The following is a 16,017-nucleotide window of genomic DNA, read 5'->3' on the forward strand; positions in this document are numbered from 1 at the left end:
CGCTCCTTAGAATACGATTTGAGCCAGCTTGGTATCGAGATAGTCCCGGATACCTTCCGCGCCGCCTTCCCGGCCCATGCCGGAATGGTTGGTCCCGCCGAACGGCGCCTCGGAAGCCGCTAGCGCAAAGCTGTTGATGCCGACCATTCCGGCCTTGAGCGTCGCGACAACTCTGCGGGCGCGCCCCGCATCCCGGGTGAAGGCATAGGCAGAAAGCCCCATCTTCGAGGCGTTTGCCCGACCCAGGACCTCCTCTTCGGACGAGAAACGGGTGATGGCCGCGATCGGACCAAAATTCTCCTCGGCAAACACGGTCATGTCGTCAGCAACATCGGTAAGGACCGTCGGCTCAAAGAAATGACCGGCGTTGAACGCCGGCGAGCGGCGGCCGCCTGCGGCAATCCTGGCACCGGCCTTTTCCGCGTCGGTAACGATTTGTTCGATTTCGTCGGTCCTCCTGGCATTGATCAAGGGGCCCATCTGCACCGTCGGATCGAGACCATCACCCAGCTTCAGGGCCTTCGCCCGCGTGACGAACCCGTCGACGAAAGCATCATGGACCTTTTCGTGAATGAAAAAGCGGTCTGGCGTGACGCAAACCTGCCCGGCATTGGCGAACTTCGTGGGCACGGACACGTTGAGCGCCCTTTCGATATCCGCGTCGTCGAAGACGATGAGAGGCGCGTTACCGCCAAGCTCCATCGACACCTTCTTCACCGTATCGGCTGCGTCGCGCAGCATTTGCTGCCCGACCCGTGTAGACCCGGTCAGCGAAACCTTGCGCACAAGCGCCGACGCCATCAGCGGCACGTAGGTTGTGGCCGTGGACCCGACGAGAAGACCGACCGTGCCTGGGGGGAGCCTGCCCGCACGCAGGCAGTCGATCATCACCATCGCGACCCCTGGCGTCTGGCTCGAAGGCCGAAGGATGGCCGAACAACCGGCGGCAAGCGCCGGGGCGACCTTGCGGGCGACGAGCGCGGCCGGAAAATTCCATGCCGTAAAGGCCGCCACGACGCCGATCGGCTCATGCAGCACTTCGAAGCGACCTCCGGGGACACGGCTCTCGATGATACGGCCATAAACACGCCGAGCCTCCTCGGCGTACCACCGGAACTGATCCGTCGCCAGAACCCACTCGCGTTCGGATTGGGCAATGGGCTTGCCCGTCTCCAGCGTAATCATGCGGGCGGCTTCGTCCTTGCGCCGGCCCATTTCGTCGGCGATAGCGTGAAGCGCGTCGGCGCGCTCGAACGCGCTCTTTGCTCGCCAGGCAGAAAGGCCACGTTCGGCGGCCGCCAAGGCAGATTGTGTATCGTCCAGCGTCGCGGTTGGAGTGTCGCCCAGTGAGCGTTCGGTGACGGGACTGGCTACGGTCGCCGTGCTTCGGTCGGAAGCGGCGCGCCATTCACCGTCGATGAAAAGTCCGTATTTGTCATACATTGCCGTCACCGATCTCGCTGGTGCTGACCACCCGACGCTCTGCGACAGATTTGATCGCTGCTTCGGCGAGGACCAGCGCAAGGCGTCCGTCCTCGAATAAGACCGACGGCTGGCGTCCATTTTCGATGGCGTCGACGAAGTCGTCGATTTCAGCGTTGAACGCTTCCCTGTATCGCTCGATAAAGAAGTGAAGGTATGGCTGCGCCCGATCGCTCAGCCCATCGGCATAGATACGGGCCTCATGCGCGCGTCGGTTCTCGGAAATCGCCATGCCGGCCGATCCGAAAGCCTCGACGCGCTGATCGTATCCATAGACCGCGCGTCGTGAGTTGTTGATGATGCACTGCTTGCCGCTGGCGGTGCGCAAAACCACGGTCACCGTATCCCAGTCATTCGTCTCGGCCATCAGGTCCGGGTCGACCAGCCGGCTGCCGGTCGCAAAGACCTCAACGGGCTCTTCACCGAGCATGAAGCGAGCCATGTCAAAATCGTGGATTGTCATGTCGCGAAATATGCCGCCGGACACGCGTATGTAGGCAGCTGGCGCCATGCCAGGATCCCGCGACGTGATGATCACCTGGTGGAGCTCGCCGAGCTCGCCACTCTGGATAGCCGCCCGCACCGCAGCATGCCCGGGATCGAAGCGGCGGACGAAGCCAATCATGATGGGCAGCTTGCTTCCACGGATGTTCGCGGCACAGCGATCGACACGCATCAGGTCAAGGTCGATGGGCTTCTCGCACAACACTGGCTTTCCGGCCGCCACTGCCCGCTCAATGTAGTCGACATGGGTATCGGTGGCCGTCGCGATCAACACGGCGTCCACATCGTCCGTGTCAAACATGGCGTCGGCCGAGTCCAACGCGGGAAGGCCGAGCATGGCTGACACTTCGTCGGCGGCGGCGCGATTGACGTCATACACCGCCGCCAGTTTCGTTCGTGGGTGTGCAGCGATATTGGCCGCATGCATGCGCCCGATGCGCCCGCAACCGAGCACGCCAATTCTCAGCATTGCATTCCTCCGCAACAATATTTTTGCAATGATCGTTGCAAAGAGGTTGATTTGTCAATGACTATTTCGTAATAGTCTGCACAACGGAAATTCGCCAGGGAGGAAGCGATGACGAAGACCATTCGTCTGACCATGACGCAGGCGCTCGTGCGCTATTTAAGCAATCAATTCACCGTTATCGACGGCAGCAAGGCTCCGCTGTTTGCGGGCGTGTTCGCCATTTTCGGTCACGGCAATGTCACCTGCCTGTCCGAGGCCTTGGAGGCCGCGCAGGACGTCCTGCCAACATGGCGCGGCCAGAACGAGCAGTCGATGGCACTGGCTGCGATCGGGTTCGCGAAAGCGAAGCGCCGGCGCCAGATCATGATCGCCGCTACCTCTATCGGCCCGGGCGCTCTGAACATGGTGACCGCCGCAGGCGTCGCCCATTCAAATCGGCTTCCGGTACTGATGCTTGCCGGCGACACCTTTGTCAGCCGCCGGCCGGATCCGGTGATGCAGCAGGTCGAGCACTTCGGCGATCCTACAGTAAACGTCAACGACGCGTTCAAGGCGGTGACTCGCTACTGGGACCGTATTGTCCATCCCGAACAGATCATCTCCTCGCTGCCCCAGGCGGTCGCGGTTCTGCTTGATCCGGCCGACTGCGGGCCGGCTTTCATCGCCCTTCCCCAAGACGTGCAGGAGGTCGTCTGGGATTATCCCGAGTCCTTCTTCGAACCCACGGTCCATGCGATTCCGCGCCCCCGGCCGGATCGCGCGCGTCTCGAAGAGGCGGTGCGTCTTCTCAAGGCGGCAAAGCGTCCGCTGATCATTTCAGGCGGCGGCGTGCGTTACTCCGGTGCGGAGGCCGCTGTTGCGAAATTCGCCGAGGCGCGCGGTATTCCGCTTGCCGAAACCATCGCCGGTAGGGGCACGGTGACGCACGACCATCCTGCCCATGTCGGGCCCATTGGCATCGTCGGCTCGACATCGGCGAACGCGCTTGCGGGTGAGGCCGATGTGATCCTGGCCGTCGGCACGCGGCTCATGGACTTCACGACGGGATCGTGGAGTGCGTTCAGCCCCGACGCCAAATTCGTCTCGATCAACGCCGCGCGGTGGGATGCCACGAAGCACCGGGCTCTCGCCGTGGTCGGCGATGCGCTGGAAACCATCAACGAGGTCGAGGCCGCGCTCGGTGACTGGAAAGCCGAAAGCGGCTGGACCGAAAAAGGCAAGGTCGAGTTTGCCAAGTGGAACACCGCGCTCGACGGATTCCAAAAACCCACGAATGACCCGGTTCCGACTTACGCGCAGGTCGTCGGCGTGGTCAACGCGAAGGCCGGCGAGCGGGATCTGCTGATCACCGCGGCAGGCGGGCTTCCCGGGGAAGTCATGAAGAACTGGCGCGTGAAAGAGCCGAACACCTTCGACTGCGAGTTCGGATTTTCCTGCATGGGCTATGAGATCTCAGCCGGATGGGGTGCGGCGATGGCGGATCCGAGCCGCACGCCAATCGTGATGATCGGCGACGGCACCTACATGATGATGAATTCCGACGTCTACTCATCGGTCCTCGCCGGCCACAAGATGATCCTGATCGTCTGTGACAATGGCGGTTATGCGGTGATCAACCGGCTGCAGAATGCCAAGGGCGGCGCGTCGTTCAACAACATGATCAAGGATTGCCGGGTCAAGGAGCCGTTTTCGGTCGACTTCGCCAAGCACGCCGAGGCCATGGGCGCCCTCACGCGGCGGGTAGAGAGCCTTGCGGATCTCGGCCAGGCTGTGGAGTGGGCCAAAGGGACGGATCGCACCACCGTGATCACCATCGTCTCCGATGGCTACACCTGGACACCCGGCGACGCCTGGTGGGATGTCGGCGTGCCGCAGGTCAGCGAGCGGGCCGAGGTGCGCGAGGCCCATTCGATTCAAGCCGAAGGCCGCAAACGGCAGCGCATCGGAGTCTAGGTTTTTCGGACGCCCCCTGGGGCGTCCTCTGCCGGAACGATGCCACACTCCCTGAGCATTGTTCCGGCAGTTTTTTCGCGGCGCCAAAAGTGGGCGGCGGCAGCTGGAATGATGATGGAGATCAAGATGAGAGCCAAGCTCGGCATCGCGCCGATCGCCTGGTGGAACGATGACCTCGCCGAATTGAGCGACGACGTTTCGCTGGAGGAGTGTCTGCGGCAGGCCCGTGAGGCCGGCTTCGCCGGCATGGAGACCGGCCGCCGCTTCCCGATGGACGCGGCGGTTCTCGAGCCCATTCTGAGGCAGCACGGCATGAGCGTCTGCGGCGGCTGGTTCTCCGGTCTGCTGCTTGACGGCGATATCGAAGCGGAGAAAGACCGCATCGCCCAGCAGATGCAGCTCTTCCAGGCCGTCGATGCCCCCTGCATCGTCTACGGCGAGACTGCAGGCACCATACAGGGTGATCGCTCCGCGCCGCTTTCCACCAAGCGGCGGCTCTCGGAAGACGAGATCAGAATCTATGGTCGCAAGATGACTGCCTTCGCCGAATGGTGTTCGGACGAGGGCATGCCGATTTCCTACCACCACCACATGGCCGCGCCGATCGAGACCGAGGAAGAGCTCGACTTCCTGATGAAACATTCCGGCGAGGGTCTGGCCCTGCTTTACGACGCCGGCCACATGGCCTTTGCCGGCGGCGACGTGCTGCGGGTGGTCGACAAGCACCACGCCCGCATTTCGCATGTACACACCAAGGATATCCGCCAGGCAGTCGTGGACGGGCTCGACCGCACCCGGGAAAGTTTTCTCGACGCGGTGGTCAAGGGAGCCTTCACCGTGCCCGGCGACGGCTCGCTCGACTTCGAGGCGATCATCAAGCGCTTGGCGAGCCACGGCTACGAAGGCTGGTTCGTCGTTGAAGCCGAGCAGGATCCCGTCAAAAGCCCGCCGCTCGAAATGGCGAAAATAGGTCACAAGGAATTGCTGCGCGTCATGGCCGCGGCTGGCTACACAGTGGAGGACAAGGCATGAACCGGATGGATGGTAAGATCTGCGTCGTCACCGGATCGACGCAAGGACTGGGCGCGGCTATCGCTCGCCAGCTCGCCCGAGCCGGAGCCGCTGGCCTCGTCACACTTGGTCGTAACGAAACCAAGGGCCGCGCGGTGGCCGCAGACATTTCGCACGCCACGGGCGTGCCCGTGCACTATGTCAACGCCGATCTTGGCAATGTCGAGGATTGCCGCCGCGTGATCGCGGAAGCGGAGCGCGTTTTCGGAAGAATCGACGTGCTGGTCAATGCAGGCGCGCGGACGGACCGAGGCACGATCCTCGACACGTCGCCAGAATTGTTCGACGCCCTGTTCGCCGTGAATGTACGCGGACCTTATTTCCTCATGCAGGAAGCCATCCGGCACATGATCGGCCATGGCATCGAGGGTGCGATCTGCAACATCGGCTCGATTTCGCAGCAGGCCGGCCAGCCCTTCATCAACGTCTACTGCGCCACCAAGGCGGCACTGGCGACACTGACCCGCAACACGGCATTTTCCGTCATGAAGAACCGCATCCGCGTCAACCAGCTGGATATCGGCTGGATGGCGTCCGACCACGAGCGGGAATTGCAGGCGAGCGAGAAGGGCGATCCCGACTGGGAAGCGAAAGCCGTTGCACACCTGCCCTTCGGACGCCTGATCGACCCCCGCGAGGCGGCACGAGCGGTCAACTTTCTCGTTTCGGACGATGCGGGTCTCATGACGGGTGCGGTGGTGGATTACGACCAGACCGTGCTTGGCGCCGCACCCGGTCCCATGGCCGTGCCTGAGAAGGCGATGGCGCTCTGAAGCCATTGGAACCGTCGAAGCGGAGACGGAAAAGAAAGCAGCTGCCCTGTGAGGACCCACATCACTCTTCTGGGCGGCTCCGATAACGGATGAACCGGCGGCCCTGCCGCCAGAAGGAGAGCAAGATGCGGACCATTAAGGGGCCAGCTGTGTTTCTGGCTCAATTCGCGGGCGACGAAGCACCGTTCAACAGCATCGAGGGATTGGCCGGCTGGGCCTCGGCCAAGGGCTTCAAGGGCGTGCAGATACCGACCTGGGACAAGCGCGTCATCGATTTGAAGCAAGCGGCTGAAAGCCAGACCTATTGCGATGACTATGCCGGCAAGCTCGCCGAACACGGCCTGGTTGTCACCGAACTGGCGTCGCATCTGCAAGGTCAGCTTGTGGCCCTGCATCCCGCCTACGATCATCCGGCGGATTCCTTCGCCGCACCCGAGGTGCGGGGCAATCCGGCCGCACGGCAGGCGTGGGCAGTCGAGCAGCTTCATCTCGCCGCCAAGGCGTCGAGGCGTTTCGGCATAGACCGCCATGTCACCTTCTCAGGTTCGCTGCTGTGGCCGTTCCTCTATCCCTATCCGCAATGGACGGATGGGCTGATCGACGACGGTTTCGATGAGCAGGCTCGGCGCTGGCGGCCAATCCTTGATGCCTTCGACGAGAGTGGCGTGGACCTGTGCTACGAAATCCATCCTGCCGAAGACCTGCATGACGGGCTGACCTTCGAGATGTTCCTGGAGCGCGTCGGCAACCATCCGCGCTGCAACATCATGTACGACCCCAGCCATCTCGTGCTGCAGGCGATCGATTATCTCGCCTACATCGACCACTATCACGAGCGCATCAAAATGTTCCACGTCAAGGATGCCGAGTTCCGGCCGGACGGTAAGACCGGCGCCTATGGCGGCTTCCAGCCCTGGATCCGGCGCGCCGGCCGCTTCCGCTCCCCAGGCGACGGACAGATCGACTTCAAGGCGATTTTCTCGAAACTCTCCGGCTACGACTTCGACGGCTGGGCGGTGCTCGAGTGGGAATGCTGCCTCAAGAATTCAGAGGACGGCGCGGCCGAGGGAGCCCGCTTCATCGCCGATCACATCATCCGCGTTTCCGAACGCGCCTTCGACGACTTCGTCAAGGCCAGTGCGGACCGCACGATCAACGATGCCATTTTAGGTATCGACAGGGGGCACGCTCGTGACTGCTGATTTTCAGCGACCGCTTCGGCTCGGCATGGTCGGCGGCGGCGAAGGCGCCTATATCGGCAACATCCATCGCATCTCCGCCCGGTTCGATGGCGCCTTCCAGCTTGTAGCCGGCGCGTTCGACGCGGATGCAGCGCGCGGCCACCGCTTCGCGGCAACGCAAGGTATCGATCCCGCCCGATCCTATGACGACTTCAAGGCCATGATCGCCGCGGAAAACGATCGCGAGGATCGCATCGACGTGGTGGCGATCTGCACGCCAAACCACACCCATTTTCCGATCGCCAAGGCTTTTCTCGAGGCCGGCTACGAGGTGATCTGCGAAAAGCCGCTGACTAACACACTCGAAGACGCGATCGCGCTCGAGCAGCTGGTGCGCGAGACCGGACGCTTCATGGGCGTGACCTATACCTATTCGGGGTATCCGATGGTGCATGAGGCGCGCGAGATCGTGGCAGCAGGCAAGCTTGGCGCGATCCGCATCGTGCAGGTGGAGTATCCCCTGGAATGGATGGCGACGGCCATCGAGACCGCCGGCAATGTCCAGGCCGCCTGGCGCACCGACCCGAAGCGATCGGGGCGTGGCGGCTCGATCGGCGACATCGGCACGCACGCCTATCATCTGGCTGGCTTCGTGACCGGGCTGAAGCTGGAGTCCCTGACAGCAGACCTCGCTTCCTTCGTCGAGGGACGCGTGCTTGACGACAACGCCCATGTGCTGCTGCGCTACGAAGGGGGCGCGCGAGGGCTGCTTTGGTCGTCACAGGTCGCACTCGGCTGCTCGAACGGGATCCGGCTGCGTGTCTTCGGCGAAAAGGGCGGGTTAACCTGGTTCCAGGAGCAACCGAACGAGCTGATTTTCTCACCGCTGTTCGGTCGCACCGAGACCATCAAGCGGGGTGCTGACGATCTGAGTGAGGCAGCGAAGGTGCGAACCCGCACACCGCCCGGCCATCCCGAGGGCTATCTGGAGGCCTTCGCCAATCTCTATCGCGGCTTTGCCGAAGCCATCCACGCCCGTCGCGAGGGGCGCAAGGCAGCGGCAATAGGGTTGAACGTGCCGACCGCTTATGACGGGCTGAAGGGTGTGGCATTCGTCGATGCAGTCGTCGATAGCGCCGAAGCCGAAGGGCAGCCATGGCTGAAACCTCACGCCGTCTGACAGGCCATTGGGGGTGCGCCGACGCAAGGTCGGCGGGCCCTCAATCCTTCCGGGGAGTCTGGGTCAAAACTCAAGTAGCTGGCTACCCAAGTGGTCAGGATGGAAGGGGAGTTGCCCGCTGCCGGAACGAGAAGTTAGCGCCAATGGCGGCCGTTCGGAGGCATGTTCCGGAATGACTTCATTGGGGCTGGACGCGGAATGGCAGCTCTCGTGACCTTAGAGAGCGGACCGTAGGTGGGGTGGACGTCGTCACCACCTGACCTTTTCTAGCATTGAGTTCCAGCCGGTCTGCGGCGTAAGCGGAACGCGATCATGCTGCCGGCGCTACTCAATGCGATTTGATTAGTCGGCATAGCAATCTGACGACCAACGCTAGCTCTGCACGCGTGTCGAAGATTTTCAGGCTGGTCAACCACGTTCGTGGCTTGGCGGCAAAGGACGCCCGCCCCGAACGCGCATACTATCCTGAAAGAACTTCTTCATCTCGCGAAAAGCGGAGAATCCAAAACAGCGGGCAAGCCTTGTCGGCGCAGTAGTGCCCACGCCACAGCGGCGGGCAATCGCGGCCGCGCTTTCAAATGCAATGATCTCCGGCTTTTCAAGTGCTTGCCGAGCTACCTTCTCGAGAGCGGGGGTCAATCGAAGCTCGCGCTTCGCGATCGCAGTTTTGATCTCATCAAGACATTTGGGTCTGTGTGCAAGTACAGGCGATTTCATCCGAAACCCTCCAGACCTTCGAAGAATCGGTAGCCAGCTAGCCCTGAAATCCAGCCCATGACGGCAAGGCGTTCACGAGCCACGTCAGCCCAATCGCTCTGAAGCAAACGATCCAGGCGACGCGGGGAATACGACGGTCTTGTTCCCGTTGAGGAAAACCCGACGATGGATATGGGCGTGGATTGCCCGGGCGAGCACCTGTGCCTCGACGTCGCGGCCGAGGCTGACATAGTCCTCGCTGGACTGCGCATGCGTCACGCGGATCGTGTCCTGCTCGATGATGGGTCCTTCGTCCAGGTCAGCCGTCACGTAATGCGACGTAGCCCCGATCAGCTTCACACCTCGGTCGTGGGCCTGTTTGTACGGATTGGCGCCTTTGAACGAGGGCAGGAAGGAATGGTGGATGTTGATGATCCGGCCAGACATTTTCTGGCACATCTCGTCCGAGAGAACCTGCATGTACCGCGCCAGGACGACCAACTCGGCGCCCGCGTCCTCGACCACGCGCATCTGATGTGCCTCTGCCTCGGCCTTGTTCTCTTTCGTTACCTTGATGAGGTGAAACGGGATGTCGTGGTTCACGACGACCTTCTGGTAGTCCATGTGATTGGAGATCACTCCGACGATGTCAATCGGAAGCGCTCCGATACGCCAGCGATACAGAAGGTCGTTGAGGCAATGGCCAAACCGCGAGACCATTATGATGACCCTGCGCTTGACGCTCTCGTCGAAGAATTCCCACTCCATGCCGAACTGCGAGGCGATTGCTTTGAAGCCCGAACGGAGTTCTTCCAGCCCCCATCCGCCTTCGGAGCGGAAGCTCACCCGCATGAAGAAGTTGCCGGTGTCGGCGTCGTCGAACTGCGCGCTGTCAGTAATGTTGCAGGTTTGGTCGGCGAGGAACGTCGAGATCGCCGCGACAATCCCCCTGGTTGAGCGGCATTTGACGCGAAGTGCAAAGTTCAACATTGGCTCTCTTCCTGGGCGGACTTACGCCTGAAGGCTGCGGCGGAACGCCGTCAGCGTATTGGAAAGCAGGCAGGCGATCGTCATGGGGCCGACGCCGCCAGGGACCGGCGTTATGGCGCCGGCGTGGGCCGCCTCTGCGAATGCGACATCGCCCACGAGCTGCGGCTTACCGTCTCGCGTCACGCGGTTGATGCCGACATCGATCACGACCGCACCTGGCTTGATCCAATCGCCTCGGATCATCTCTGCCCTTCCCACTGCTGCCACCAGGATGTCGGCTGACCGGCAAATGCTCGCCAGATCGCGGGTATGCGAGTGCGCGATGGTGACGGTGCAGTTTCGGACAGCAGCAACTGGGCCATCGGCTTGCCGACGATGTTGCTGCGGCCGATGATGATGGCATGCAGTCCGGACAGGTCGCCGAGCCTTTCCTTCAGGAGCATCAGGCAACCAAGTGGTGTGCACGGCACCAGCGCCTCCTGGCCGGTCGCCAAGCTGCCGGCATTTTGGATATGAAATCCATCAACGTCCTTGCTCGGCACAATGGCATTGAGCACAGCGCTTGCATCGATCTGCGGCGGCAACGGGAGTTGCACGAGGATGCCGTGCACTGCGGGATCGCCGTTCAGCTTCTCAATCAACCCGAGGAGGTCATCTTCGGTGGTCCGCACGGGCAGCCGGTGCTCGAAGGAAGCCATCCCCGCGGCAATAGTCTGGCGATGCTTTGAGGAGACATAGACGGCGCTGGCCGGATCGTCACCCACCAGTACGGCCGCCAGACCAGGCAACAGGCCGGTCTCGCTTGCCCGCTGATGGAGGACGAGCCCGTCCCTCCCCATTTGAAGGATGTCTCTGGATCTGGTTTAGGCTTTCGCCTGCTCCAGGAATTGACGGTATTCCGCCTCCGCGATCGCAACATTGTGCTGCGGCTGCGGGTAGGCTCCCGAACCGACGTCGGCGACGAATTCCTTGAACGCCGCAATCCGCTCCTGTTGGAGCCGCGCATACTCGGCCGCGAAATTGCGATAGGTCTTGGCATGGCGCGGCTTATGGCCATCGGTATGGCCAAGCACGTCCTCGGCGAACAGATATTGCGCATCGGCTCCCGGCCCGGCCCCCATGCCGAGCATGATCATCGAAGTGTTCTTCGAGATGAATGCACCGACTTTGTCAGGGACAACTTCAAGCTCGGCGCCGAAGCAGCCGATGGCCTCAAGCTGCTTCACCTGCTGCCAGACTTTCAGGGCTTCCTGCCCGGTCTTGCCCACCGCCCGAAAGCCTGTCCAGGTGATGTAGGAAGGAATGAGGCCGACATGTGCGACGATTGGCACGTGATTATCGCATAATGTCTTCTGGATGTCATAGGAGGCAGCGCAATAGAAGCAGTCACCTCCCATCGCTGCGAAGTGGAAAGCTGCTCGCAGATAATCCTCGGCAGTTGCGAGAGGTCGGCCCTCAAAGGTTCCCCAGCCACCATACGGCAGACCGACCTGGACGAAGCAGCGCCCAGCCGCCTCACGCATTTGACGACTGAAAAAGCGCCCCTCGATCGACAGCATCTGGATCCCCGCCGCGTTCGCGGCCGCGGCCTCTTCTTCCGTGGTGACATAAAGCATCGAGATCTTCTCGCCGCGCGCCTTCATGGCACGAATGTCTGCGACGGTGGGCCGGGTGTTCTTGGTGACCATTCTTGTTCCTCAGACGGTGAAAGCTTCGCGGAAGGCTAGTAGCGCCGCCTCGGGATCACCGGAGGCAAACGCCTCCATCCCAACCGGCCCGCGGTAGCCCATGTCTTTAAGCGCGCGGGCGATGCCCCGGTAATTGATCTCGCCGGTGCCGGGCTCCATGCGTCCGGGAACGTCGGCCACCTGGACCTCGCCGATCCAAGGCAGACAGGCGCGACAGAGCGCGATCAGATTCCCTTCGCCGATCTGCGCATGGTAGAGATCGAGATTGAGGCGCAGGCCCGGTCGGTTGACGCTCGACACCAGCGCAAGTGTGTCTTCGGCGCGCCCAAACGGCACGCCGGGATGGTCGACCGGAAGGTTCAGATTCTCCAGCGTGAAGGTCACTCCCTCGGCCTCGGCTAGATCCGCGATACGGTTCAGCGTCTCGCGCGCCTTCAGCCACATCGCGCCGGTTATCGTTTCGCAAGGCGTGACCGGCATGCCGCCATCGCCGAGCCCAGTGCCGTGCAAATTGAGCCGCGCGACGCCGAGGCGCTTGCCAACCCCCGCCGTCTCCTTTGCTGTCTTCAACAGTTCGGCGGCACCCTCGTCGTCGGCAAGCCTGCCGCGCAGATAGCCGTTCATGATCGAGAAGATCGCGCCGGATTTCTCCAGCATTGCGAGGTCGTGATCGGGCCAGTTCCAGAGGCCGACCTGGAAGCCTATTTCGGTGAGGCGCTTGACGCGCCATTCCATCGGCCGGTCGCGCCAGAGCATCTCGGCGCATGCCGCAAGCGTAAAGGTATCGGACATGTCAGACCTCGATATACACGCGGCCGTCCTCGACCTTTGTCTTGTAAGTCTTGAGGTTCTCGCACGCCGGTGGCGTCTCTACTTCGCCGGTCGTGAAGTCGAAAACGGAAGCATGCTTGGGGCACTCCACCGTATTCCCCATGACAAGACCGTCGGCAAGGTGGATCTTCTCATGCGTGCAAAGCCCGTCTGTACAATAGAATTCGTCCGCGTCGTTGCGGAAGATTGCGAAGGTACGGTCGCCATTCTCGAAGCGCTTAGCTTCCTCGGCTTCGATTTCATCAGCAGCACAAGCGTCAACCCAGGGCATTGATTCTCTCCTCAGATATCTTGCGGTTTGAAGTCTGCGGGAGCGGACGGCATCACGCCCTGGAGCAGCGCGACGGACTTCTCGAGTCCCTCCAGCGAATTCAGAAGGACGTCTTCGTGCTCGATGGAAAGCCAGCCGTCATAGCCAGCCATCTTGAGTCGGTAGCAGAACTGCCGCCACCACTCCTCGCCGTGCCCGAACCCAAGTGTAATGTAGCTCCAGGACCGTGCCGGAATGTTCATCAGGCTCCCATTCTCAAGCAGCGAGGTCGTTGCCTGAACCGGCCGGTTGAGCATCGTATCCTTGGCGTGAACGTGATAGACGGCCTCGCCTAGCGCGTCGGCGGCAGCGAGAGGATCAGCGCCCATCCAGAACAGGTGCGAGGGGTCGAGATTGGCGCCTAGGACAGGTCCGACCGCTTCCCGCAGTTTCAGGAGCGAGGGCACGTTGTATACGCACTGATTGCCGTGGAGTTCGAGCGCGATGCGATCGACACCGTTTTCCTTCGCCAGCGCCGCGATCTCGGTCCAGAAGGGTATCAGCTTATCTTCCCATTGATATCTAAGGATGGTCTGCGTTTCCGGCGGCCAAGACGAGACGACCCAGTTCGGCATGCTGTCGCCAGCGCTGCCAGCCGGCAGACCGCTCATGGTGCAGACGGTGCGAATGCCCATCTCTCCGGCGACGCGGATCGTGTCTTTCAATCCTTGGCCTTGGGCCGGATCGGTCGGGTGCAGCGGATTGCCGTTTGCGTTGAGGCTGATGATCTCCAGGCCGCGTTCCTCGAAGGCTGCAGCAAACCGCTTCTGCGCTTCCCTGTTACCCAGCATGGACGAAAGCCGGAAATGCGGGGCGGTCGACCAGCCGCAAGTGTTCACCTCGATGCCGGACACCCCCATGCGCTGGGCATGATTGAGCACCGCCTCGAACGGCAGATTGCCGAGACTGTCTGAAACGAAACCCAGCTTCACGCGTAGAACTCCGGCTTTGCAATCATCTGCACAGGCGTACGACGGGCTTCCTTCAGCGCTACCACGCCGGCCTCGGCAACGACGGCGGCGCAGTAGCCGTCCCAACAGTCCGAGGCGGTCGCGGGGAACTCACCAGTCATGACGAAGCGAAGGAAGTCGCGGTTCTGGCGGCGATAGGCATCGTAATAGCGGGTGCGCCAGTCGGCGTCGTAGCTTGTGCTTTGGGTAAGCGCTGACTCCGTTCGGGTGTAGGCAACGTTGTTGGTTGCCACCGCTCCGCGCTCGCCGATCAGTTCGGCGCGGACGTCATAGCCATAGGCGGCGTTGTTGTTGATCTCGATGTTGACGAGCTGCCCGTCCACGGTTTCCAACACCATGAAGACAGGTGCGACACGCGCGTCCGAGCGGCGCGGCTGGAACGCGGAAATAGAGACATATTCAGTGCCGAGCACATATCGCACGACATCGAATTCGTGCGGGGCCGAATTGGTGATAGCCATCGCGCCGGTGAAGTCGGCCGCAGGCGTTTCAACATTGCGGTGAAAATTGTGCATCATCAGCGCCCGGCCGAGATGACCATTATCGAGCGCTTGCTTCATTTCCTGATAGGAGCGGTCGTAACGCCGCATGAAGCCGAGCTGGACGAATTTCGCCCCCGCTTTCTGTTCGGCCTCCATCACGGCGATGCAGTCAGCCGACGCTTGTGACAGGGGTTTTTCGCATAGGACGCGCTTGCCGGCGGCAATGCAGGCCATCGAGAGCGGCGCATGCGTGAAATCGGGACTCGCAATGATCACGGCGTCCACGTCTTGCCGCGTGATGGCGTCCTTGGGGTCGGTGGCAATATCGATGGCGCCACACGCGCCGGCAACAGAACGAGCGCGCTGCTCATCCATGTCGCAGACCAATTGAAGGGTTGCGCCGGGCAGCTCCTCGGCAATTATCTTGGCATGATCCGCGCCCATCAAACCGGCGCCGATCACTGCAATGCGGATTGTCATTTCTGTCCTGCTTTGCTTTTCCGAATTTACGGGCAACGGCCAACTCAGCGGCATGGAGCCACGCCTGGTTGGCGCCTTTAAGAAATCTAACGAGCGGCTGGACCCCCCAGCACCTGGAGGGACGGCGGATGGCCTTCATGCTCGGCCATGTAACCCTCGACCTGGGCTTCGAGGTCGGCCATGGTCTCGCCGCCTGCCATCAGATCTGTGATCTCCTCGCGGGACCTTTGGCCTTTGCGGAAATCGGCGGCGATGGCGCCGCGGATCAGCACCGCGAAATGATCGCCGACGGCCATGGCGTGCATGACCTGATGGGTGATGAAGACCACCGCCAGGCCGCGCCTCTTCGCCTCGTTGACGATACGCAGCACATGCGAGGCCTGCTTGACGCCGAGCGCTGCGGTCGGTTCGTCCAGGATCAGCAAGCGCGCTCCAAAATACACAGCACGGGCAATGGCGAGCGACTGGCGCTCGCCGCCGGACAGTCCCCCAACCAGGCGGTCACCGTCATCGATGCGGGTGATTCCGAAATCGCGTACCGCTTTCACCGCGATTTCGTTGGCGAGCTTGCGGTCGTAGATCTTGAACGGTCCCCAGCCTTTGGTCGGCTCTACGCCGACGAAGAAGGACCGCCCGATGCTCATCAGCGGGAAGGTGCCGCCGAACTGGTGCACTGTGGCGATTCCTTGTGCCTGGGCCTCCCGAGGTCCAGAGAAGGTCACCGGCTGACCGTCCATCAGTATCTGGCCGCTGGTGGGTTTGTGGACACCGGCGAGCGTTTTGATGAGGGTCGACTTGCCGGCGCCGTTGTCACCGAGCAGACAAAGAACTTCGCCAGCGCGCACCGTCAGCGAAATATCGTGCAGGACGTCGATTGGTCCGAAGGACTTGTTGACGTTTCTCAGTTCGAGAATGGCAGGTTTATCGTTCATGGCGGGCTCATCTCCCATCTGCGA

At 61.8% G+C, this 16,017-nt stretch carries 15 protein-coding genes and 1 pseudogene; 5 read left to right on the forward strand and 11 right to left on the reverse strand.

What is annotated here, in order from left to right:
* Window positions 1-6 precede the first annotated feature (6 nt).
* Complete coding sequence (locus NKH16_RS30870) at window positions 7-1,443, reverse strand: NAD-dependent succinate-semialdehyde dehydrogenase (protein WP_352741881.1); 1,437 nt, start codon at window positions 1,441-1,443, stop codon at window positions 7-9.
* The gene (gene iolG / locus NKH16_RS30875; RefSeq protein WP_352741883.1) at window positions 1,436-2,455 is read right to left on the reverse strand and encodes an inositol 2-dehydrogenase; all 1,020 of its coding nucleotides are present in this window, start codon (window positions 2,453-2,455) and stop codon (window positions 1,436-1,438) included. Before iolG ends, NKH16_RS30870 begins: the two co-directional genes overlap by 8 nt.
* 108 nt (window positions 2,456-2,563) lie before the next feature.
* Between iolG and iolD the strand changes: the two genes are divergently transcribed.
* From iolD to NKH16_RS30900, 5 genes are all read left to right on the forward strand, one after another.
* Window positions 2,564-4,408 (forward strand): 3D-(3,5/4)-trihydroxycyclohexane-1,2-dione acylhydrolase (decyclizing), encoded by a 1,845-nt coding sequence (gene iolD, locus NKH16_RS30880; RefSeq protein WP_352741884.1) that lies wholly within the window; start codon window positions 2,564-2,566, stop codon window positions 4,406-4,408.
* Between the two features lie 126 nt (window positions 4,409-4,534).
* A complete protein-coding gene (gene iolE / locus NKH16_RS30885) occupies window positions 4,535-5,440 on the forward strand; it encodes a myo-inosose-2 dehydratase (protein WP_352741886.1) in 906 nt (301 codons plus the stop codon).
* On the forward strand, window positions 5,437-6,252 hold the full coding sequence (locus NKH16_RS30890; RefSeq protein ID WP_352494519.1) for an SDR family oxidoreductase: 816 nt from the start codon (window positions 5,437-5,439) through the stop codon (window positions 6,250-6,252). Before iolE ends, NKH16_RS30890 begins: the two co-directional genes overlap by 4 nt.
* A 125-nt stretch (window positions 6,253-6,377) precedes the next feature.
* Window positions 6,378-7,454 (forward strand): sugar phosphate isomerase/epimerase family protein, encoded by a 1,077-nt coding sequence (locus NKH16_RS30895; protein ID WP_352821214.1) that lies wholly within the window; start codon window positions 6,378-6,380, stop codon window positions 7,452-7,454.
* A gap of 25 nt (window positions 7,455-7,479) precedes the next feature.
* Window positions 7,480-8,613: a Gfo/Idh/MocA family protein gene (locus NKH16_RS30900; protein WP_023718623.1), complete on the forward strand. Its 1,134-nt coding sequence runs from the start codon at window positions 7,480-7,482 to the stop codon at window positions 8,611-8,613.
* Window positions 8,614-9,021: 408 nt separating this feature from the next.
* Here NKH16_RS30900 and NKH16_RS30905 read toward each other — a convergent pair whose 3' ends face one another.
* The 9 genes and pseudogenes from NKH16_RS30905 to NKH16_RS30945 form a co-directional block, all read right to left on the reverse strand.
* Window positions 9,022-9,330, reverse strand: coding sequence for a MurR/RpiR family transcriptional regulator (locus NKH16_RS30905; protein WP_084642600.1), 309 nt, complete (start codon window positions 9,328-9,330; stop codon window positions 9,022-9,024).
* An 84-nt stretch (window positions 9,331-9,414) separates the two neighbouring features.
* Window positions 9,415-10,299 carry a formyltetrahydrofolate deformylase gene (gene purU / locus NKH16_RS30910; protein WP_352589372.1) on the reverse strand — a complete coding sequence of 295 codons (885 nt, stop codon included), beginning with the start codon at window positions 10,297-10,299 and terminating at the stop codon, window positions 9,415-9,417.
* A gap of 21 nt (window positions 10,300-10,320) precedes the next feature.
* Window positions 10,321-11,096, reverse strand: a pseudogene (gene folD, locus NKH16_RS30915) (bifunctional methylenetetrahydrofolate dehydrogenase/methenyltetrahydrofolate cyclohydrolase FolD); the annotation flags it as partial.
* Window positions 11,097-11,162: 66 nt separating this feature from the next.
* Entirely contained in the window at window positions 11,163-11,987 is an 825-nt protein-coding gene (locus tag NKH16_RS30920; protein WP_352741891.1) for a 3-methyl-2-oxobutanoate hydroxymethyltransferase, read from the reverse strand.
* 9 nt (window positions 11,988-11,996) lie between these two features.
* A complete protein-coding gene (locus NKH16_RS30925) occupies window positions 11,997-12,779 on the reverse strand; it encodes a TIM barrel protein (RefSeq protein WP_352741893.1) in 783 nt (260 codons plus the stop codon).
* A 1-nt stretch (window position 12,780) separates the two neighbouring features.
* Window positions 12,781-13,089, reverse strand: a complete 309-nt coding sequence (locus NKH16_RS30930) for a MocE family 2Fe-2S type ferredoxin (RefSeq protein ID WP_023718630.1) — start codon at window positions 13,087-13,089, stop codon at window positions 12,781-12,783.
* Between the two features lie 11 nt (window positions 13,090-13,100).
* A complete protein-coding gene (locus tag NKH16_RS30935; protein ID WP_352741895.1) occupies window positions 13,101-14,060 on the reverse strand; it encodes a sugar phosphate isomerase/epimerase family protein in 960 nt (319 codons plus the stop codon).
* The gene (locus NKH16_RS30940) at window positions 14,057-15,061 is read right to left on the reverse strand and encodes a Gfo/Idh/MocA family oxidoreductase (protein ID WP_352741897.1); all 1,005 of its coding nucleotides are present in this window, start codon (window positions 15,059-15,061) and stop codon (window positions 14,057-14,059) included. The genes NKH16_RS30935 and NKH16_RS30940 overlap by 4 nt, the downstream gene beginning before the upstream one ends.
* 86 nt (window positions 15,062-15,147) lie before the next feature.
* The gene (locus NKH16_RS30945; protein WP_352741899.1) at window positions 15,148-15,993 is read right to left on the reverse strand and encodes an ATP-binding cassette domain-containing protein; all 846 of its coding nucleotides are present in this window, start codon (window positions 15,991-15,993) and stop codon (window positions 15,148-15,150) included.
* Between the last annotated feature and the right edge of the window lie 24 nt (window positions 15,994-16,017).

Source organism: Mesorhizobium sp. M1307 (genome assembly GCF_040318155.1).
GTDB lineage: Bacteria > Pseudomonadota > Alphaproteobacteria > Rhizobiales > Rhizobiaceae > Mesorhizobium.